We start from the raw sequence: 19,570 nt of genomic DNA, 5'->3' as shown, positions 1-19,570 counted from the left end.
CGTTTTTTTGTGGTCGGGTTTTCCTGATTTGCATGATGGCAATGCGCGATGATGTGATCCGGAAAGAGTGATGTTTCCCCGTTTTCTTTGCACGTGCAGCATGGCACTGTGTCGGCAAATCTGAGTCATTTGGAGAGCCCTCATGAGCCTGTCGGGAAAAACAGCAATCATCACCGGATCAAACTCTGGCATTGGCTTGGGTGTCGCGCGGGAGCTGGCCAAGGCCGGAGCGGATGTCGTGCTGAACTCATTCACGGACCGCGACGAAGATCATGCGTTGGCTGCTGAGATTGGCGAGGAAACCGGAACCAACGCCCGATACATCAAGGCCGATATGTCCAAAGGAGACGAGTGTCGAGCGCTGATCGAAAAAGCAGGCGCCTGCGATATTCTGGTCAACAACGCAGGTATTCAACACGTCTCACCAATCGATCAGTTTCCTGTCGAAAAATGGGATGCGATTATCGCGATCAACATGAACTCGACTTTCCACACCATGGCAGCGGCCCTGCCGATGATGCGAAAAGCTGGCTGGGGGCGTGTCGTGAATATCGCGTCAGCGCATGGCCTGACGGCTTCGCCTTTCAAAGCGGCATATGTGGCCGCCAAGCACGGCGTGGTCGGCATGACCAAAACCGTTGCGCTTGAAACAGCGCAGGAGCCGATCACCTGCAATGCCATTTGCCCGGGTTATGTGCTGACTCCTTTGGTCGAGGCGCAGATTCCCGACACGATGAAGGAATACGACATGAGCCGCGAAGACGTGATCAAGAACGTCATGTTGGAACGGCAGCCATCGAAAGAGTTTGCCACCGTCGAGCAGCTGGGCGGGACGACAGTTTTCCTGTGTTCGGATGCCGCTGCACAGATCACCGGTACGACGATTTCTGTGGATGGTGGCTGGACGGCGTTGTGACGCTTGCCGTCTGATCACAAAGAGGGTTTGCAAGCAGATGGAGAAGACCGTTTATCGCTACTTCAAACTTGTCGAACCAAAAGCGCAAGATACACCGTGCTTACAGTACTTTCGGTTTTCGGATGACGGGCGAATGTTGAACTGCATTAGCTACTACTCCCCTGTCTCTGAAGCGTCGGACAGGCTCCCGAAGATTCAAGAAGTCAACGCTTCATACCTTTATGGAAATTTATCTATCGCGCTCGAGCCTCTGGATGAATTTGAAGAGGAATGGGATGGTGGGTACACCATTGAAATCTCGAGAGACGAATTTGACCAAGCACTAGAAGTTGCTACCGAGAGCGAGTGAGGAAGTCGCATGGTGAAACGGATCAATCTGGCATTGCAAGGCGGTGGCGCGCATGGCGCGTTTACCTGGGGCGTGCTGGATCGTCTGCTGGACGAGGAAGATCTTGAGGTTGCGGCCATCACGGGCACCTCAGCCGGGGCGCTGAACGGTGCGGCCTTCAAATCCGGGATGGTCCATGCGGGCCGCGATGGGGCTCGGGAGTGTTTGAATGGTCTGTGGAAGCGTATGGGTGCAGTGGGCGATATGCGCATCGCGAACTGGATTGGCGGGATGGAGCCTGCACAGATCGCTCAGGCCATGGAATACTCGCTACCGTTTTCTGTGGCAGACACCTGGTCACGAATGGTTTCGCCCTATGCTTATGGGCCGTTTTATCAGAATCCACTGACTTCGGTGGTTGACCGTTTCAACTTTGATGAGATTTGCGCCGACGAAGGCCCGCAATTGTTCGTTTGCGCCACTTGTGTGCGTAGTGGCAAGATACGTGTTTTCACCGGCCATGAAGTTTCGACCGATGCGATCCTGGCGTCTGCCTGTCTGCCGAACCTGTTTCAAGCGGTTGAGATTTTCGATCCTGAGACTGGACGCACCGAAGCATATTGGGACGGCGGCTATACCGGTAATCCGGCGCTTTATCCGTTGTTCAATGACGATTTGCCCGATGATGTCGTCGTTGTGAACATCAATCCGCTGGAGCGGGATGAAGTGCCCAAAACCCCGCAGCAAATCCAGAACCGGATCAACGAGATCAGCTTTAACTCTTCATTGTTCCGCGAACTGCGAGCTATCAACTTCGTTCAACGGCTGCTGAAGGACGGCAAGCTTAAAGCGGGCGAGATGAGCCGGGTACTGGTTCATATGATCGCGGATAACGAGTTGATGAACAGCCTGTCTGTCGCCACCAAAACCGTTCCAAACCCGGTCATCCTTCACAAACTCAAGAAAGCGGGTCGCGAGGCTGCGGATCGTTTTCTGAGTGAGCATAAGGAAGATTTGGGCGAACGCAGTACGGTGGATCTGCCCGCAATGTTCGGCTGACTACTCGGGTGGCTGTGTTGGGTCCTTGTCATTCGGATAGACAAGGCCGGCCGAAATCACCAGTTTTGCTGCCTCTTCGATAGACATATCCAAAAGGATGACGTCCTCGGCCGGGAAAAATAGTAGAAATCCGGATGTGGGGTTTGGCGTTGTTGGTACAAACACACTCAGCAGTTCGCCTCCGGTCTCGGCGCGATCGCTGACCTCGCCCTTCGCCGTGGTCGAGACAAATCCGATCGCCCAGATACCGCGGCGCGGATATTGGATGAGGCAGGCCTTTTCGAAAGACCGTTCAGTCTGTGCAAATACCGTTTCGGAAATCTGTTTGATCCCCGAATAGACCGAACGAATGACAGGCATACGGTCGACCAGACTTTCGGCAAAATGGATCAGCGAGCGGCCAAGAATGCCTTTGGCAATCCAGCCGACGATGATGGTGAAGATCAGGAAGATGACGACGCCAACGCCACGCAGGTTGATCCCGACATATTCCTCGGGCTGGAAACGCTGTGGAACCAGCGGCAGCACTGCGCTGTCGATCCATCCGACCACCGACCAGATCAGCCAGACCGTCAGCCAAACCGGGGCGATGACGACGATACCCGTCAGAAAGGACCCACGAAGCCGGGAAAACAGGCCGGGGCGGCGTTGAGGTTCTTCGTCAAACGGTGTGTTCATTGCGGATCCGAGCGGTTTGCGGAATTAGTTAGGTAGTCCGGGGCGTTGGTACAATAGCTTAAATCCCGGATAGCTACTCGGCCTGTTCTGCCAAAGCTCGGGCGATTCCTGCTGCCAGACGCGCATTGTTCCGCACCAATGCGATGTTCGCGACCAGCGAGCGGCCCTCGGTCTGTTCAAAAATCCGCTGCAGCAGGTAGGGCGTAACTGCCTTGCCCGTAATCCGGTGTGTGTCGGCGTCGGCCTGTGCGGAGGCAATGATAGGGGCAAGCTCTTCGGTCGGGATCTGATCTGCCGCCGGAATCGGGTTGGCGATAAGCTGTCCACCTGGCAGGCCGAGCGCTCGGCGCGTGGCATGCGCTCGGGCAATCTCATCAGCGCTATCCATGCGCAATGGGGCTGCATAGGGTGATTTCGAAGACCAGAAGGCGGGGAATTCGTTCTGACCGTGGGCGATGACGGGAACGCCCAGTGTTTCCAGCACTTCCAGAGTCTTAGCCAGATCGAGGATTGCCTTGGCACCCGCGGCCACCACGGTGACTGGTGTCTGTGCAAGCTCATGCAGGTCAGCTGATATGTCGAACGAAGTTTCGGCGCCCTGATGAACGCCACCAATGCCACCTGTCGCAAAGACCTCGATACCGGCATAGTGCGCAGCGATCATGGTCGCGGCAACCGTGGTGGCGCCGGTTCCACCTGAGGAGATGCAGGCGGCCATGTCAGCGCGCGAAATTTTGGCAACGCCCTGAGCCTTTCCCAGATCCTGCAGCTGGTCCGCTTCCAGCCCAACATGCAGTTTGCCTTTGATCACGGCCATGGTGGCGGGAACCGCACCAGCGTCGCGGATATCCTGTTCGACTTGCGCAGCAACCTCGATGTTCTGAGGGTAGGGCATGCCGTGTGTGATGATGGTGCTTTCCAGCGCAACGATTGGTTTGCCCGCATCTTTTGCAGCGCGAACCTCGGCAGAGTATTGAATGTCGATCACAGTGGGGTTTCTCCGGAAACGTAAGTTGCGGCAGCGTGCAGAGCGCGGGTCAGGGCCTCGTCGCTGGCAGCGCCAGTGGCTTCGGCAGCTATATGAGCTGCCATGAATGTATCGCCCGCACCTGTTACGCGCGTAACAAGAACGGATGGGGGTGTTTGGGTAAGGACGCCCGAAGCTGAGCCGACAGTCGCTGAATTGCCGCCATCAGTCACCAGTACCCGAAGAGCGCCGCGTTCCAGCAATCCATTGGCGGCACTTTCAGAGTCGGAAAACTCGCGTTGGCACAGCAGTCCGGCTTCTTCGAGGTTCACGTAGAGTGTTGCACGGGCATGTTTCAAAAACGGCAGAAGGCGTTCTGCTTTGCCGGGAGAGGCAGGTGCCACGCGCAGGTCAGCTTTGGCGAATGCCGGGCTTTGGGCGATCTCTTCCAACAGGTCCAGCGTCAGGTTGCCATCCAAGGCAATTAGACCTTCAAATGGAGTGTTTTCATACCCCAGTGGCCCATGCATCAAGGGGCGCAGGATCTTGGCGCCGGCCGCCTCCAAAGAATGAGCATCCGCAATGGCCGCGATCAGGCCATTTGCACCTTCGACAGCCATATAGCGATCGGTAGGCAAATCCTGAGAGCGGTAGATGTGGTCTGTGATCATTCCCAGGCGGGAGCAGGCATGCACGAGCTCATCCCCTTCGGGATCGCGCCCGATTGCGGTGAGGAGAGTAGGGGTCATGCCAAATCGAACCAGAGTCATCGCGATATTCATGGCAACACCGCCTGGAAGGCGCGTTATGCGACCGGGCACGTCCGATCCCTGCCGCATGTGACTGGCTGATCTGCCGATAACATCCCAAAGGACGGAACCGATGCAAAGGATTTCACTGGTCTGTGTCATGTCGCTGTCATGCCGCAGGCCTGATGGACGTGCAAGTCAGATCGTTACCGCCAACAGGAATTCACGTTTGGGCTTGCCATCAAGTGCAATCGGTTCAACAATCATCAGTAATGAGAGTTGAGTTCGTTTCTTTTATGGTTCATTGCGCATGAGAAGCATTGTCGATCTGACAATTATTCTTCGTTTCTGCCTGATTATCATACTGTTTTTTACAGCTTTGCTTACTTGGTCACAGCAAGTCACAGCGCAACCTGCTTCCCCAACGGTTGTCGATTTTCGCGTTGATGGGGATAGGTTGTTTCTGGATATCAGTATGAATGCCGAAGCCGCATTGGTCGGTGGTGATCCGTCTGAGGCTTTGCAGTCTGCGCGCTACAGAGAACTTCGGCGTTTGGTATCGACGGAACTGGAATCTGAACTGCACGAGTTCATCAACTCGTGGAAAGAAACTCTGCAAGTCGATGCTAACGGGCCGATTGAGTTATCCTATGAGGGTTCGCGGATTCCTGTCGTGGGTAATCCAGATGTAGTTCGAATCTCCCGGGTTTTGTTGACCGGGGAACTGCCATCAGGCGCAAGTGCTCTGCGTCTGACCTGGCCCGTTGACAGCGGACCAATGGTGCTCAAACAACAGGGTGTTGACGCTCCGTACACCGGTTATCTGGATGGGGGAGAGACCAGTCCGCTGATACCACTGCAAGGTGGAGCCGGACTGGATGCCAGACAGACACTTGAGACATATTTTCCAAAAGGGATCAGCCGTGTTCTGCCACATGGGCCCGAACAGATTATATTTGTTCTGGCAATGCTGTTTCTGTCCGTCAGGGCGCGGCCAGCTTTGATCCAATATTTGATTATGGTCTTGGGTGTGACGACAGCAGCGACCTTGGGTACCTACCAGATGATTGGGGTTTCCGAGGCGGCGTCTTCGCAACTCCTGCCGATTACGATCGTCGTCGTCGCAGCATGGAACCTGTTTGCAAGGCGTCTGGGCTTTCTGCGCGTATTTATCGTTTTTCTCGCAGCGTTACCACATGGGATCGCGCTGGCGGATTCCTTGTCCAAAGTTGGAATTCCACCTGACAGAGTCCCACCAGCGCTGCTGGGTTACTTGTCTGGGGCCTTGCTTGCGATGCTGGCCATTATGATCGGCGCATATTTCGTGACGCTGCTACTTTCGCGCGGATCACATCGCTACCGAGGCCGGATCTCCATCCTGGCCTCGATGATGATCGCGTTGATCGGCGTATATTGGAGCCTCGGGCCCTATCTGCCGATCTAAGCCATCGCGGCGAGCAGAGTGTTCAGCGCGGCGAGAGGATCGTCTTCGGACCAGATCTCTTCTCCGATGCCAAAGAAATCGGTGCAGGGTGTCAGGCTGCGCACGATCTCTGGGGTCAGACCACCTTCGGCCACAACCGGCACTTCGATCATTTCAGACCACCACTGGAACAGATCACGTTCGGCAAGGGTCCCATCGCCCAGTGATGTGCTGCCAACAGGTCCAAAGGCGACGTAGTCTGCACCCGCTTCCCCAGCGGTCATGCCATCATGGCTGGAGTTACCGCAAAAACTGCCAACAATTGCATCAGCGCCGAGTTCCTTACGCGCTGCACGTACCGATCGGGCCGCGTCATCCAGATGCACCCCATCCAAACCCAAACGCTGTGTCAGCAGAACATGGTTAGAAATGACCAGCGCCACATCCCGCGCGTGGGCCACTTCGCGACAGGCGTCAGCCGCGCGTGCAATGGCGTCCTCGTCGCTTCCGGCAAGCGCCATACGGATGCAGGCAATCTCGGCCCCATCCAGAACCCGGGCCAGCCGATCGGGAAAACGGCTCAGCTCGATCGACGGAGGGGTAATCAGGTAAATCTGCGGCTGCTCGGGGGTGTCCATTGGCGCATCCTTCGCTTTGGTCTTTGGCGGGGTTTAGCGGATTGCGACGGGGAAGCAAACTTTTATACCTCTGGCAGGGTTAAATGCTTGTCGCAGAGCCTTGCCCTGCGTCGGTACGAGGATTAGAGCAGGCGGAGTTTTCGGAGAAAGCCATGCCAAGCGACAGATCTCAGCCTTCATTTGTGCTCGTGCGCCCCCAGATGGGTGAGAACATCGGCGCAGCCGCGCGCGCGATGTGGAATTTCGGGCTGGACCGGATGCGGATCGTGGCGCCCCGCGACGGATGGCCGAACCCCAAGGCTGTTGCGATGTCCAGTGGCGCGGGGCGACTGCTGGATGAAGCACAGCTATTTGATGATCTTGCCGGAGCATTGGCTGACAGCACGTTCGTCTTTGCCACAACAGCGCGTCAGCGCGGGCTGACCAAGCCGGTATATAGTCCGGAACGTGCGATGCAGATCGCTGCTGAAAAGGTTGCAGCAGGCGAGAAGGTCTCGGTTCTCTTCGGGCCGGAACGGGCAGGGCTTGAGAATGAGGATATCGCTAAAGCGAACGCGATCATCTCAGTTCCGGTAAACCCGGAGTATGCATCGCTTAATCTTGGGCAATGTGTATTGCTGACTGCCTATGAGTGGATGCGGCAGACCGGTGATGTGGTACATGAGGCCACTGATCTGGGCAAAGGTGACTGGGCCACCGGGATCGAAGTCGAGAAGCTGGTTGAGCATTATGAGGACCGGTTGGAAGAGGCGGGTTTCTTTTATCCTCCTGAAAAAGCCGAGGGCATGAAGACCAATTTGCGAAATCTGTGGTCACGGATGCGCATGACGCGGGCGGATGTGCAGATGCTGCACGGGATCATGCGTCAGATGGTCCGCTGGAAGGACAAGGGCTGAGGCTGGACCTTGCCACCCCTTGGCCCTAGCTTGCGATGAAATCCAGGACATGAGGACAGCATGAGCGGTAAGCGCAGCATCTTCGAAGAAGTCTCAGACAACGAAAAACAACAATCTGTACAACCGGGTATGATCGACCGCGGACGCGGTGGTGCCCGCAGAGCCATTCGGATCTGGTTAATGATCCTGTTTGCGCTGGTAGTCGTAATGATCGCGGTGGGTGGCTTGACCCGTTTGACCGATAGTGGCCTTTCGATCACTGAATGGCGCCCGATCACCGGTGCGATCCCTCCGATGAATGAGGCCGACTGGCAGGCGGAGTTCGACAAGTACAAACAGATCGACCAGTGGCGCATTCAGAACCAGTGGATGGAGCTGAATGATTTCAAATTCATCTACTGGTGGGAATGGGGTCACCGTCAGTTAGGGCGTGTGATTGGCCTGATCTGGGCCATCGGGTTCTTTGGTTTCCTTGTGGCGCGTAAGATTCCGGCCGGGTGGACCGGGCGATTGCTGGTCCCTGGCATTCTGGGCGGTGTTCAGGGCGCTGTTGGTTGGTGGATGGTGGCCTCGGGCGTGACCCAAGGTGAAGGCATGATCGCTGTTGCCAGCTATCGGCTGGCGATCCATCTGGGACTGGCCTTTGTGATCCTTGGGTATCTTGCGTGGTACATCTTTATGTTGGGTCGCGAGGAACGCGATCTGATGCAGGCCCGGCGTGCGAAAGAGGAAAAACTGTTCTCCCTGTCGACCGGCCTGATGCACTTTGCCTTTTTGCAGATACTCATCGGGGCCTTGGTCGCCGGTATCGATGCCGGTCGCTCATACACTGACTGGCCGTTGATCGGGGGGCAGTTGCTCCCGCCGGATGCGGCGATGTTGGAGCCGATGTGGCGCAATTTCTTCGAGAGCCCCGGGCTGGTGCAGTTCATTCACCGCTGTGCGGGTTACCTGTTGTTTGCCTTTGCTATAGTCGTCTGGCGTCGCGGCAGCACCAGTGCTCATCCGCAGACCCGATTTGCGTTCAACGCAGCATTTGCGGCCCTAGCGCTACAGGTGGTGATTGGCATTCTGACGGTCGTTTACGGCGCGCCGTGGCAGATCGCCATTTTCCACCAGTTTCTAGCGGTTGTGGTCTGGACACTGATCCTGCGGGCGCGTTTCCTGACCGCTTATCCTATTGCAACCTCGCTTCGTGGAGCATGACTTAAATGACTGCATTTGACGATCTGATGGCTTATCAGCGTGAAACCTCGGCCCTTGGGCAGATTGCCGGTCGGCTTGGCTGGGACCAGGAGACGGTGATGCCACGCGGAGCTGCCCCGCAACGTGCCGAAGAAATGGCGGCGATCGAGGCTGTGTTGCACGCGCGGCGGTCCGACCCACGCGTCGCCGATTGGCTGGACAAGGCAGAAACCAGTTGCGAGGCGGGACAAGCCCAGTTGCGGGAAATCCGCCGCTCTTACGAGCGTACTATCAAAGTTCCTGCTGATCTGGCGAAGGCTATTGCGCGCGTGACTTCCGCCGCGCAGGGAAAGTGGGCACAAGCGCGAGCCGACGAAGACGTTGCAGCCTTTTTACCAGTTCTGGAAGAGGTTGTTGCACTGAAGCGCGAGGAAGGTGCCGCGTTGGCGCAAGGCGGAAATATCTATGACGCAATGGTCGAAGATTATGAGCCTTATACAACGGGCGATCAGATCGCCGCGATTTTTGATCAAATGCGCCCTCGATTGGTCGCGTTACGTGCTGCTGTCCTGGACCAACCCCAACCTCAGGCCTTGTCTGGTACATTTGATGAGCTGGACCAGATGCGTCTGTCTCAGAAACTGGCTGTGGCGTTCGGCTATGATCTGAACAAGGGCCGCGTTGATAAAGCCGTGCACCCGTTCAGTTCTGGCAGCGGGTCGGATGTACGGATCACCACGCGGACCAGCGCGACCGATCCATTCAACTGTTTTTACTCCACCATTCACGAGGTTGGCCACGCAGCCTATGAACAAGGGATCAACCCGGCCTACGCGCTGACACCGCTCGGTCGCGGTGTTTCGATGGGTGTGCACGAAAGCCAAAGCCGGATTTACGAGAACCAGCTGGGCCGCTCACGCGCATTTACCGGCTGGTTGTTCGGGCAAATGACCGAAGTATTCGGTGATTTTGGAATAGCAGATGCAGATGCGTTCTACGCAACGGTCAACCGGGTTCATAACGGCTACATCCGAACCGAGGCGGATGAGGTTCAGTACAACCTGCACATCATGCTCCGTTTCGATCTTGAGCGGGCATTGATGTGGGGCGACTTGTCTGTCGGTGATCTTGAGGCAGCATGGAATGATCGTTTCAACGCCGATTTCGGCTATGCGGTGGACAAGCCGTCAAACGGCTGCCTGCAGGATGTTCACTGGTCAGTAGGATTGTTCGGATACTTCCCGACTTACTCTCTGGGCAATGTTTATGCCGGATGCCTGTATCAGCCGCTGCGCGCCGCTGTACCGGATCTGGATGCACAACTGGCCAAGGGCGACTCTTCTGGCGCTACAGGATGGCTGCGCGAGAATGTTCAGCAATACGGAGGCCTTTATGCGCCCCGTGAAGTCATCAAACGTGCCAGCGGCGGCGAGCCAGGGCCCGAGCCATTGTTGGCTTATCTCGAGGACAAGTTCGGAAAAATCTACGGACTGTAAGCGCTAAGGCCGCCCTCGGGGCGGCCTTTTGCTTTCACTCTTTTGGAAACCAAAGGTGCTTTCTGGCTGTAAGGTAAGCAGGCATCGACTAGAAACTGATCGGAACATACCGGGCGGTTATCCAAAGGGATGCGATCAGAAGAGCGTAGGTTCCAATCACCCATGCAATTATCTGACCCGTCGAAAGTGAGTGCATTTTCATCATGCTATGACCTTTCATGTCACCATGAGGCGTTGAGCTCATCGCATCCTCAGGCGATCGATGGCCCAAAGCCGGGGCTGGCCCATCTGCTCCGGGCAAGGTCATGCAGCCATGCTTTAGGTGATTTGCCACCAGCCACCAATTCATGGGAAATGCGACCACCGCACCGACCACTGTTGCAAGGCTCATTCTGAACCAGAAACTTGGATTTAGTGGATCTTCGGAACCAGGCCATAGCGATGCCAAAACAACCATTGTCGGGATCATACCGGTCATAACGAAATTCATCGACACGGTCTCTGCGAACACTGTTTTACGAACGGCCTGACTGTAGCTGCCGAACATCGGCAGCATCATCAACGCCTGAAAAATGAAAAGACCAGACACAAATCCAAAACTGTATTCAACAAGAATATCCCAGCCATTCGGGAGCGCAAAAAAATGTAATAGAATAGCGGCTACGATGATGCCTGTCGCATCTCCGGCGACACAGTGCATTTCGCTGTTGATGCCTTGTTTCCATGTGGCTTTGGTGAACGCGTCGTGACCGCCTGGAAATGGGCGGCGGCATGCCAGCAAGTAAAAGAACAATCCGACCGGCCCTGTGTACAAGGTTACGAGTATCCAGGCAGCTCGCTGCACCCAACTGGTGACGCCGTTTGAAATCGAATCCCATAAAACGAATAAAAGACTCAAGCCGGTCAGCGAGAACCAGACAAGCATCGCACCATCAAGCATCAGAGGACTCCCGACAATGAGGACCAGATTCTCCTGAGACTAGCACGGCTTGTTTGTTATCCTATGCTGTTCAGTCGCTCTTTGTTTTGAGTGAGTCCTGAAACAAAAAAAACCCGCAGTGAAGGCACTGCGGGTTTCAGAAATAATGGGAAGAAGAACCTATTCGACTTCTGCCTCTTCTTCGCCTTGATCGGCGATCCAGGCAACGCTGACGACCTCTTCGCCCTTGCCGGTATTGAACACCTTAACACCACCTGCCGACCGCGACCGGAAGGAAATGCCTTCGACCGGCACTCGGATCGACTGTCCTTTGGATGTGGCCAGCATGATCTGATCGTCAATTTCGACAGGGAATGACGCCACAAGCTCACCGCCTCGCATGGCTTTGTCCATGGCAGCGACCCCCATGCCACCGCGGCCACGAACCGGGTAGTCATGAGACGAGCTGAGCTTGCCGGAACCGCCAGCGGTGATGGTCAGGATGAGGTTTTCGGCCGCAGACATTTCCGCATAGCGTTCCTGACTGATCGTGGCCATATCGTTGACCTCTTCGTCCGAAGCTTCGGCGTCGTCGGTCAGGCCGGCGACCGCGCGGCGCATCTTCAGATATGCAGCGCGTTCGTCAGAGGTTGCGTCAAAATGGCGGATCACCGACATCGATACGACCCTGTCGCCGTTAGACAGCTTGATACCACGTACCCCGGTGGATTTACGGCCCTTGAAGACGCGGACATCCGTCGTCTGGAAACGGATTGCGCGGCCTGAGTTGGTGACCAGCATCACGTCATCGTCTTCCGAACAGATGCGCGCGTTTACCAGTTCCACGTCTTCCGGCAGGTCCATAGCGATCTTGCCGTTACGTTTGACGTTGGTGAAGTCGCTCAGCGCATTGCGGCGTACGTCGCCTGCGCTGGTTGCGAAGACGATCTGCAGGTTCTCCCATTCTTCATCAGGGACATCCACCGGCATGATCGCAGCGATGGAAACGCCTGTCGGGATGGGCAGGATATTGACGATCGCCTTGCCTTTACCGGTGCGTCCCGATTGAGGCAGGCGCCAGGTCTTGAGCTTGTAGACCATTCCGTCGGTGGTGAAGAACAAAAGCTGCGTATGAGTGTTTGCCACGAAGAGAGTGGTAACCACGTCCTCTTCCTTGGTCTGCATCCCTGACAAGCCCTTGCCACCGCGCTTCTGGGCGCGGAAGTCAGCCAGCGGTGTACGCTTGATGTAACCGCCCGAGGTGACGGTCACGACCATATCTTCGCGTTCGATCAGGTCTTCGTCTTCCATGTCGCCGGACCAGTCGACGATTTGGGTGCGACGCGGCACCGCAAATTGATCGCGTACACTGCGCAGCTCATCTCCGATGATCGACATGATCCGCTCGCGCGAGGACAGAATATCAAGGTATTCCTTGATTTTGGCGGCCAGTTCTTCAAGCTCGTCCGTGACCTCTTTGACGCCCAGTTGGGTCAGTCGTTGCAGGCGAAGATCCAGGATTGCACGGGCCTGAACCTCCGTCAGGTTATAGGTGCCGTCGTCGTTCATCTTGGACAGAGGATCGTCGATCAGACGCAGATAGCTTTCGATCTCTGCTGCAGGCCAACGACGAGTCATCAGCTTTTCGCGCGCTTCGGCGGCGTCGGCAGACGAGCGGATCGTCGCGACGACTTCATCAACGTTGGATACGGCCACAGCCAGACCACACAGGATATGGCTGCGTTCCCGCGCCTTGCGCAGGTCATAGGCAGTGCGGCGGGCGACAACATCTTCACGGAAATCAATGAAGCTGGTCAGGAACCGACGCAGAGTCAGTTGTTCAGGTCGACCACCGTTCAGAGCCAGCATGTTGCAGCCAAACGAGGTTTGCATCGGCGAGAAACGATAAAGCTGGTTCAGAACCACTTCGGGTGTCGCGTCACGCTTCAGTTCCACAACAACTCGTACGCCATTGCGGTCGGATTCGTCCTGCACATGGCTGACGCCTTCGATACGCTTCTCACGCACAGCTTCTGCGATCTTTTCGATCATCGAAGCTTTGTTCACCTGATAGGGGATCTCATCCACGACGATGGCATAGCGATCTTTGCGCAGCTCTTCCACGCGGGTCTTGGCGCGAATGATGACACTGCCACGGCCTTCCAGATAGGCTTTGCGCGCGCCAGAACGACCCAGCATGACACCGCCGGTCGGGAAGTCGGGGCCGGGGACGTATTCGATCAACTGCTCGGATGTCAGATCCGGGTCGTCGATAAGTGCCAAGGTCGCGTCGACCACTTCGCCCAGATTGTGCGGCGGGATGTTCGTCGCCATACCCACGGCGATACCACCGGCGCCATTGACCAGCATGTTCGGGAAACGGGCGGGCAGGACCGTCGGCTCTTTGTCCTTGCCGTCGTAGTTGTCCTGAAAATCGACCGTTTCTTTTTCAATATCGGCCAGCAGAGACGCAGCGGGTTTGTCCATGCGAACTTCGGTATAACGCATGGCCGCCGGGTTATCGCCGTCCATCGAGCCAAAGTTGCCCTGACCGTCCAGCAGCGGCAGCGACATCGAGAAGTCCTGCGCCATCCGGACCAGCGCATCATAGATCGCGCTGTCGCCGTGCGGGTGATATTTACCCATCACATCGCCAACCGGACGGGCCGATTTGCGATAGGCCTTGTCGTGCGTATTTCCCGTTTCGTGCATCGCATAGAGGATGCGGCGGTGTACAGGTTTCAGCCCGTCGCGCAGATCAGGGATCGCGCGGGACACGATGACCGACATCGCGTAATCGAGATACGAAGTGCGCATCTCGGATTCGATTGAGACCGTCGGACCGTCGTAAACAGGGCGCTCCGGTGGGGTTTCATCCATGTTTTCAGGAATTTCTGGCGTATCGCTCACGTAAACTGCCCGTTCTTTGTGCAGGGTCTATATCTTGTGGATGTACCTTATCAGACCCAGCACATAAGGTGCAAGCAAGCAACGATTTTGCATGCGAAAAACAACCGTAACGCCTGAGTAACATATTGTTAACTAAGGGTTAGGGGGTTTTCGTGCTACCATGAAGAGACCTTGCATGAAATTGGAGGTCTGCATGGAGCAAAGCGAAACAGAGTTAATGCTTAAGGGGTACGGGCTGACGACGGCAGAATTCTACTATCACATGCCCGACTACATACACGTTCTGAACACGTTCATCTGGCAGGAATACGACCTGGCGCCCGATCATCCGAAACTGTTCGATTTCATTGATTTCTGGCAAAGAGAAATCGATGGGCCGTTACACTCGGTCCGGTTTACGCATCGCAAGATGATCGCGCCGGGAGAATGGCGTAACATGGTGGGTGAGTTCAGGGTGAACTGATCCTCAGCCCGAACAGCTGGCACCGCCAAGTACACAGAATTTGGCGCAATGTGGATGGTTCAGATGAACGTCAGCCTCTGCCTCGGCAAGCGTATGTCCCATTTCAAACTCAGGTGAATAGGGCAGCAGGGTACACGCCAGAACGGCTGGCTTCTCGGCGCCTTTGCGTTTCACGATCATTCTGGCGCTGGCACACATAACGGCATTCGGGGATTTATCCAGAATTCCCCAGCAGGCGGTCGTAATTTCGGGTACTTCAACGCTTTCGTCCATCTCGGGGAAAAGAACCGTCATCCCTGGGTTCTGTGCGTCGATATCAAATCTGTTTTGGTCGAAAAATGCCCCATATCCAGCGCGGCTTTCAGCGTCGCTTTCACCCCAGACCGTGCGCCCGGCGATCGCCATTTTGAACCCGTTGTCACGCAGCCACTCCATACCCGCAACGGTCTTTGCAAAACTGCCTTTGCCGCGTTCTTCGTCATGAAGCTCGGGTTTATAGTGATCGACTGAGATGCGCAGGGTGAGTTTGTCACCAAACTCTTTTTGCAGTTCCAGCAACCCTTCACGCATCTTGCGGCGCATCATGGGTTGCATAGCATTGGTAAGGATCAGCACTTCATAGCCGCGATTTAATGCTGCGCGGGTCATTTCGATCATTTCCGGATTCATGAATGGCTCGCCACCGGTAAAACCGATTTCGCGAATGGGCCATTCACGCTCTTCTATCTGATCCAGATAGTCTGACACTTCAGCCGCAGTAATGTAGACCAGCGCATCGTTGGTTGGGCTGCTTGCGATGTAGCAGTTCACACATTCGATGTTGCACAAGGTGCCGGTATTGAACCATAGCGTTTCAGGATTGCTGAATTCGACCGAAGCGCGAGTCTGGCCGTCCGCTGTCACCAATTTGTTCTGAAACTTGCCGATATTGGCGATCTGTGGGGCGTTGTCTTTCATTCCGCTTCCGGTTCGTTGGCTGTATCTGCCTGATGTAGCTTGTTGCCTGGGGATAGTTAAGGCGCATGAAAGTGATCTGACAGAGTTTTGATGAAGGAAAACCTTTGGAATGGTGGCGCTAACATTGGACATGCTTCTGGTTGCAAGGTAAGGACAACACATGGTTTCTCGCGTCATACCGGTTGACCCCTTTGATCTGGTCATATTCGGCGGGACCGGCGATCTGGCGCAACGCAAGATCCTGCCGGCGCTGTTTCGCAGGTATTGTGCTGGCCAATGGCCCGAAGAGGTGCAAATCATTGGCGCAGCGCGCGGACAGCATGATCAGTCTGAATTCCGATCAATGGTTTCCGATTCGCTAAAGGCTCATGCGTCGCGACAGGCAGAGAATCCGGAACAACTGAATGGATTCCTGAGACGCGTTGACTATGTGCCTTTGGACGCGTTGTCAGTTGAGGGCTGGGCGCAACTTGCCGGAAAGCTGGCTGAGGATCGCATTCGGGCATTCTATTTCTCGGTGGGGCCACGTTTGTTCGGGCCGTTGGCCGAACGCATAAAATCTAATGGTATGGCATCGGCACGCACGCGTATCGTGGTTGAGAAGCCATTCGGTCACGATCTGGGAAGTGCACGCGAGTTGAACGAAACTCTGGCTGCGCACTTTAGTGAAGGTCAAATCTACCGGATTGACCATTATCTTGGAAAAGAGACGGTTCAGAACCTAATGGCCGTTCGGTTTGGCAATATGTTGTTCGAGCCGCTGTGGAACAGCCAGTATGTCGACCATATTCAGATCACCGTCGCAGAAACCGTCGGGATCGATGGCCGCGAAGAATACTATGAGCGGGCAGGTGCCATGCGCGACATGGTGCAGAACCACCTGATGCAGCTGTTGTGCCTGATCGCCATGGAACCACCGGCGAAATTTGATCCGGACGCGGTGCGTGATGAGAAACTGAAAGTCATTCGCGCCCTCGATCCGGTCAAACCGCACCACATTGTCAGGGGGCAATTCACAACGGGGCCGGATGGGCCGGGATATCGGGATGTGGTAGGCAACCCGCGTTCAACCACCGAAAGCTATATTGCCCTGCGAGCGCATGTCAGCAACTGGCGGTGGGCTGGTACGCCGTTCTATTTGCGAACCGGAAAGCGGCTTGTTGCACGGTCTTCGGTGATCAATGTTATGTTCAAGGACGCACCGCATTCTATCTTTGGGGAAGAGGCTGGGCGGCACGCCAATACATTGTCCATCCGCCTGCAACCTAACGAGGGCATCACCCTGAAAGTGACGATCAAAGAGCCGGGACAGGGTGGCATGCGACTGGTCGATGTTCCGCTGGACATGAGTTTCGCCGAAGCCCTAGGGCCAGAGAACCACAATCCGCCGGACGCCTATGAACGGCTGGTGATGGATGTAATCCGAGGTAATCAGACCCTCTTTATGCGGGGTGATGAAGTTGAGGCCGCGTGGGCGTGGACCGACCCGATCATCGCGGGATGGCAGGCGCGCGGCGATGTGCCGAAACCATATGAAAGCGGTAGCACCGGACCCGGCGACGCCGAGCTGCTGATGAAACGCGACGGTCGCCACTGGCAAGGGATCAAGCCATGAATATTCAGGAATATGCCGACCGGGACATGCTGGCCATCGACGTGGCGAACGAACTGGCAGGAGATCTGGAGTCAGCGTTGCTGCATCACGATAAGGTAGCCTTTGCTGTTCCCGGTGGCACTACACCCGGTCCGGTGTTTGACAGTCTGTGTGCGGCTGATCTCGAATGGGATCGGGTACGTGTTCTGCCAACCGACGAACGGTGCGTGCCGGGCAATCACGAACGATCGAATGAGCGTCTGATCCGCGAGCGTTTGTTGACCAGCCGTGCCTCGGTTGCGGAGTATGTGCCGCTTTATGTGGCTGGGAAGGACCCCGAAGAGGCAATGCCTCAGATCGAGTCACTGATTGCGCCGGTACTGCCGCTGTCGGTTCTTGTTCTGGGGATGGGTGAAGACATGCACACGGCCTCACTGTTCCCTGGAATGGATGGGTTGGCTGCGGCGCTGGACAGCCATGCTCCGACGCTTGCTGTGGCGCGGACCGAAACACAGCCCGAAGCGCGCATTACGCTTACGGCTCCGGTTCTGGATGGCGCGCTTTCTAAGCACCTGATCATATATGGCGCTGCGAAACGTGATGCGCTGGATCGGGCCATGTCCTTGCCGCCCGAGGAAGCGCCCATAGCAGCCGTCCTGAGCGGCATGACCGTACATTGGGCGGAGTAAGGCGCGTGCAGCTAGACAAACTCAAATCTCTTGCGGCCACTGATCAACGCATTCTTGAGCTGTTTGCGGCTGATCCGGATCGGGCTCAGAAGTTTTCTGCGTCCACAGGGGATTTGCTGTTCGATTACTCAAAGACGCAGATTGATCAGGATGTGCGATCTGCATTGATCGATCTTTGCGATGCGGCTGGATTAGCAGCGCGCCGCGAGGCGATGTTTACCGGGGTCAAAATTAACGAGACCGAAAACCGCGCCGTACTGCACACTGCTCTACGCAATCTTGATGGCGATCCGATCGAAGTTGATGGTCAGGACGTCATGCCGGGCGTGTTGAATACGTTGCAACGAATGCGCGTCTTCGCCGAAGAGGTGCGTGGAGGTGCAATCAAAGGGGAAGGGGGCAGTTTCATCGACGTGGTCAATATCGGGATCGGTGGATCTGATTTGGGGCCGGTCATGGCGACCCATGCGCTTGCACCCTATCACGATGGTCCGCGGCTGCATTATGTGTCGAACGTAGACGGCGCGCATATCGCCGACACGTTGCGCCAGCTTGATCCAAAGCGGACGTTGATCATCGTCGCGTCCAAGACGTTCACAACCATCGAGACCATGACCAATGCCCGCACGGCGCGCGCCTGGATGCAGGATGGTGGCGGCGATCCTGCAAAGCAGTTTGCAGCGGTATCAAGCGCGCTGGACAAAACTCATGCCTTTGGCATTCCGGAAGACCGTGTGTTTGGCTTCGCCGACTGGGTTGGGGGTAGGTACTCGGTCTGGGGTCCGGTTGGTTTACCTGTGATGATCGCGGTTGGTTCGAACGCCTTTGATGCGTTCCTGCGTGGCGGTCAGGCGATGGATCTGCACTTTCGTTCGGCCGACTGGATTGAAAACATGCCGGTTATGCTGGCGCTGGCTGGAATATGGCATCGTCAGGTTCAGGGGCACGCAAGCCGCGCAGTATTGCCTTATGACCAACGATTGCTGCGCTTACCTGCTTATTTCCAGCAATTGGAAATGGAATCGAACGGCAAGTCTGTGACGATGGATGGTTCTGACCTGACAGTGCCTTCAGGTCCGGTGGTATGGGGTGAGCCTGGCACAAACGGGCAGCACGCGTTTTATCAGCTGATCCATCAGGGAACAGACATCGTGCCGTGCGAGTTCATGGTGGCAGCCGAAGGGCACGAACCCGAACTGGCCCACCACCATCGTCTTCTGCTGGCCAACTGCCTGGCACAATCCGAGGCCCTGATGTGTGGTCGATCGCTGGATGAAGCGCGTGCTCGGATGGCTGAGAAGGGCCTGCAAGGTGACGAGTTGGAGCGGCAGGCACGGCACCGCGTATTCCCGGGCAACCGACCTTCAACCACGTTGATCTATCCAAAACTCACACCGTTTGTTCTGGGACAGATTATTGCACTCTATGAACATCGGGTGTTTGTCGAAGGTGTCTTGCTGGGCATCAACTCATTCGATCAATGGGGTGTCGAACTGGGCAAAGAGTTGGCGACGTCTCTGGGGCCGATTGTAGATGGCGAAGAAAGCGCAGCAGACAAGGATGGTTCGACGGCTGCCCTGATCGATTACGCATTGCGTCATCGGGGTTGAATTCCACAAAATGTTGCAACTTGCCTTTGCGGCAAGCTGCATTCTCTTATTGTCAGACAATTAAATGCTTGGCAGGCTTGTCCGTGGGAGACG

Annotated in this window: 18 protein-coding genes; 11 read left to right on the top strand and 7 right to left on the bottom strand. The window is 56.0% G+C overall.

Going from position 1 to position 19,570, the window contains the following annotated elements; translation table 11 throughout:
* The first annotated feature begins 142 nt into the window (after positions 1–142).
* From GOX61_RS01225 to GOX61_RS01215, 3 genes are read left to right on the top strand one after another with little or no spacing between them, the layout of a single operon-like run.
* Positions 143–916 (top strand): 3-hydroxybutyrate dehydrogenase, encoded by a 774-nt coding sequence (locus GOX61_RS01225; protein ID WP_170330644.1) that lies wholly within the window; start codon positions 143–145, stop codon positions 914–916.
* A gap of 37 nt (positions 917–953) precedes the next feature.
* Positions 954–1,265 (top strand): hypothetical protein, encoded by a 312-nt coding sequence (locus GOX61_RS01220; RefSeq protein WP_170330642.1) that lies wholly within the window; start codon positions 954–956, stop codon positions 1,263–1,265.
* Positions 1,266–1,274: 9 nt separating this feature from the next.
* Positions 1,275–2,303, top strand: a complete 1,029-nt coding sequence (locus GOX61_RS01215) for a patatin-like phospholipase family protein (RefSeq protein WP_170330640.1) — start codon at positions 1,275–1,277, stop codon at positions 2,301–2,303.
* Here the strand turns inward: GOX61_RS01215 and GOX61_RS01210 are convergent, their stop codons facing one another.
* The 3 genes from GOX61_RS01210 to GOX61_RS01200 all read right to left on the bottom strand — a co-directional run bounded on the left by GOX61_RS01210 (position 2,304) and on the right by GOX61_RS01200 (position 4,859).
* A complete protein-coding gene (locus GOX61_RS01210; protein WP_170330638.1) occupies positions 2,304–2,981 on the bottom strand; it encodes a DUF502 domain-containing protein in 678 nt (225 codons plus the stop codon). It lies immediately after the preceding gene.
* Between the two features lie 73 nt (positions 2,982–3,054).
* Positions 3,055–3,969: a pseudouridine-5'-phosphate glycosidase gene (locus GOX61_RS01205; RefSeq protein WP_170330637.1), complete on the bottom strand. Its 915-nt coding sequence runs from the start codon at positions 3,967–3,969 to the stop codon at positions 3,055–3,057.
* Positions 3,966–4,859 carry a PfkB family carbohydrate kinase gene (locus GOX61_RS01200; protein ID WP_170330635.1) on the bottom strand — a complete coding sequence of 298 codons (894 nt, stop codon included), beginning with the start codon at positions 4,857–4,859 and terminating at the stop codon, positions 3,966–3,968. The genes GOX61_RS01205 and GOX61_RS01200 overlap by 4 nt, the downstream gene beginning before the upstream one ends.
* A gap of 313 nt (positions 4,860–5,172) precedes the next feature.
* Between GOX61_RS01200 and GOX61_RS01195 the strand changes: the two genes are divergently transcribed.
* On the top strand, positions 5,173–6,141 hold the full coding sequence (locus GOX61_RS01195; protein ID WP_170330633.1) for a HupE/UreJ family protein: 969 nt from the start codon (positions 5,173–5,175) through the stop codon (positions 6,139–6,141).
* Here GOX61_RS01195 and GOX61_RS01190 read toward each other — a convergent pair.
* Positions 6,138–6,758 (bottom strand): thiamine phosphate synthase, encoded by a 621-nt coding sequence (locus tag GOX61_RS01190; protein ID WP_170330631.1) that lies wholly within the window; start codon positions 6,756–6,758, stop codon positions 6,138–6,140. The genes GOX61_RS01195 and GOX61_RS01190 overlap by 4 nt on opposite strands.
* A gap of 152 nt (positions 6,759–6,910) precedes the next feature.
* Between GOX61_RS01190 and GOX61_RS01185 the strand changes: the two genes are divergently transcribed.
* From GOX61_RS01185 to GOX61_RS01175, 3 genes are read left to right on the top strand one after another with little or no spacing between them, the layout of a single operon-like run.
* Complete coding sequence (locus GOX61_RS01185; protein ID WP_155147151.1) at positions 6,911–7,654, top strand: RNA methyltransferase; 744 nt, start codon at positions 6,911–6,913, stop codon at positions 7,652–7,654.
* A gap of 60 nt (positions 7,655–7,714) precedes the next feature.
* Positions 7,715–8,860 (top strand): heme A synthase, encoded by a 1,146-nt coding sequence (ctaA, locus tag GOX61_RS01180; RefSeq protein ID WP_155147149.1) that lies wholly within the window; start codon positions 7,715–7,717, stop codon positions 8,858–8,860.
* Between the two features lie 5 nt (positions 8,861–8,865).
* Positions 8,866–10,335, top strand: coding sequence for a carboxypeptidase M32 (locus tag GOX61_RS01175; protein ID WP_170330630.1), 1,470 nt, complete (start codon positions 8,866–8,868; stop codon positions 10,333–10,335).
* Between the two features lie 88 nt (positions 10,336–10,423).
* Here GOX61_RS01175 and GOX61_RS01170 read toward each other — a convergent pair whose 3' ends face one another.
* Both GOX61_RS01170 and gyrA read right to left on the bottom strand, forming a co-directional pair.
* Positions 10,424–11,275: a DUF4396 domain-containing protein gene (locus GOX61_RS01170; protein WP_170330629.1), complete on the bottom strand. Its 852-nt coding sequence runs from the start codon at positions 11,273–11,275 to the stop codon at positions 10,424–10,426.
* A gap of 159 nt (positions 11,276–11,434) precedes the next feature.
* On the bottom strand, positions 11,435–14,164 hold the full coding sequence (gyrA, locus tag GOX61_RS01165) for a DNA gyrase subunit A (RefSeq protein WP_170330628.1): 2,730 nt from the start codon (positions 14,162–14,164) through the stop codon (positions 11,435–11,437).
* A 193-nt stretch (positions 14,165–14,357) separates the two neighbouring features.
* On the opposite strand from gyrA, the gene GOX61_RS01160 reads away from it, so the two are divergent.
* Positions 14,358–14,627, top strand: coding sequence for an usg protein (locus GOX61_RS01160; protein ID WP_155147246.1), 270 nt, complete (start codon positions 14,358–14,360; stop codon positions 14,625–14,627).
* 3 nt (positions 14,628–14,630) lie between these two features.
* Here GOX61_RS01160 and GOX61_RS01155 read toward each other — a convergent pair whose 3' ends face one another.
* Positions 14,631–15,584, bottom strand: coding sequence for a radical SAM protein (locus tag GOX61_RS01155; RefSeq protein ID WP_170330627.1), 954 nt, complete (start codon positions 15,582–15,584; stop codon positions 14,631–14,633).
* A 160-nt stretch (positions 15,585–15,744) separates the two neighbouring features.
* On the opposite strand from GOX61_RS01155, the gene zwf reads away from it, so the two are divergent.
* From zwf to pgi, 3 genes are read left to right on the top strand one after another with little or no spacing between them, the layout of a single operon-like run.
* Positions 15,745–17,199, top strand: coding sequence for a glucose-6-phosphate dehydrogenase (gene zwf, locus GOX61_RS01150; protein WP_170330626.1), 1,455 nt, complete (start codon positions 15,745–15,747; stop codon positions 17,197–17,199).
* Positions 17,196–17,867 (top strand): 6-phosphogluconolactonase, encoded by a 672-nt coding sequence (pgl, locus tag GOX61_RS01145; RefSeq protein WP_155147143.1) that lies wholly within the window; start codon positions 17,196–17,198, stop codon positions 17,865–17,867. Before zwf ends, pgl begins: the two co-directional genes overlap by 4 nt.
* Positions 17,868–17,872: 5 nt before the next feature.
* Positions 17,873–19,477 (top strand): glucose-6-phosphate isomerase, encoded by a 1,605-nt coding sequence (gene pgi / locus GOX61_RS01140; RefSeq protein ID WP_170330625.1) that lies wholly within the window; start codon positions 17,873–17,875, stop codon positions 19,475–19,477.
* Positions 19,478–19,570 lie beyond the last annotated feature (93 nt).

This window comes from Ruegeria arenilitoris (assembly GCF_013030265.1).
Taxonomy (GTDB): domain Bacteria; phylum Pseudomonadota; class Alphaproteobacteria; order Rhodobacterales; family Rhodobacteraceae; genus Ruegeria; species Ruegeria arenilitoris_E.
The sequence above is the reverse complement of the archived record's forward strand: the minus strand, read 5'-3'. Positions and strand labels throughout refer to the sequence as shown.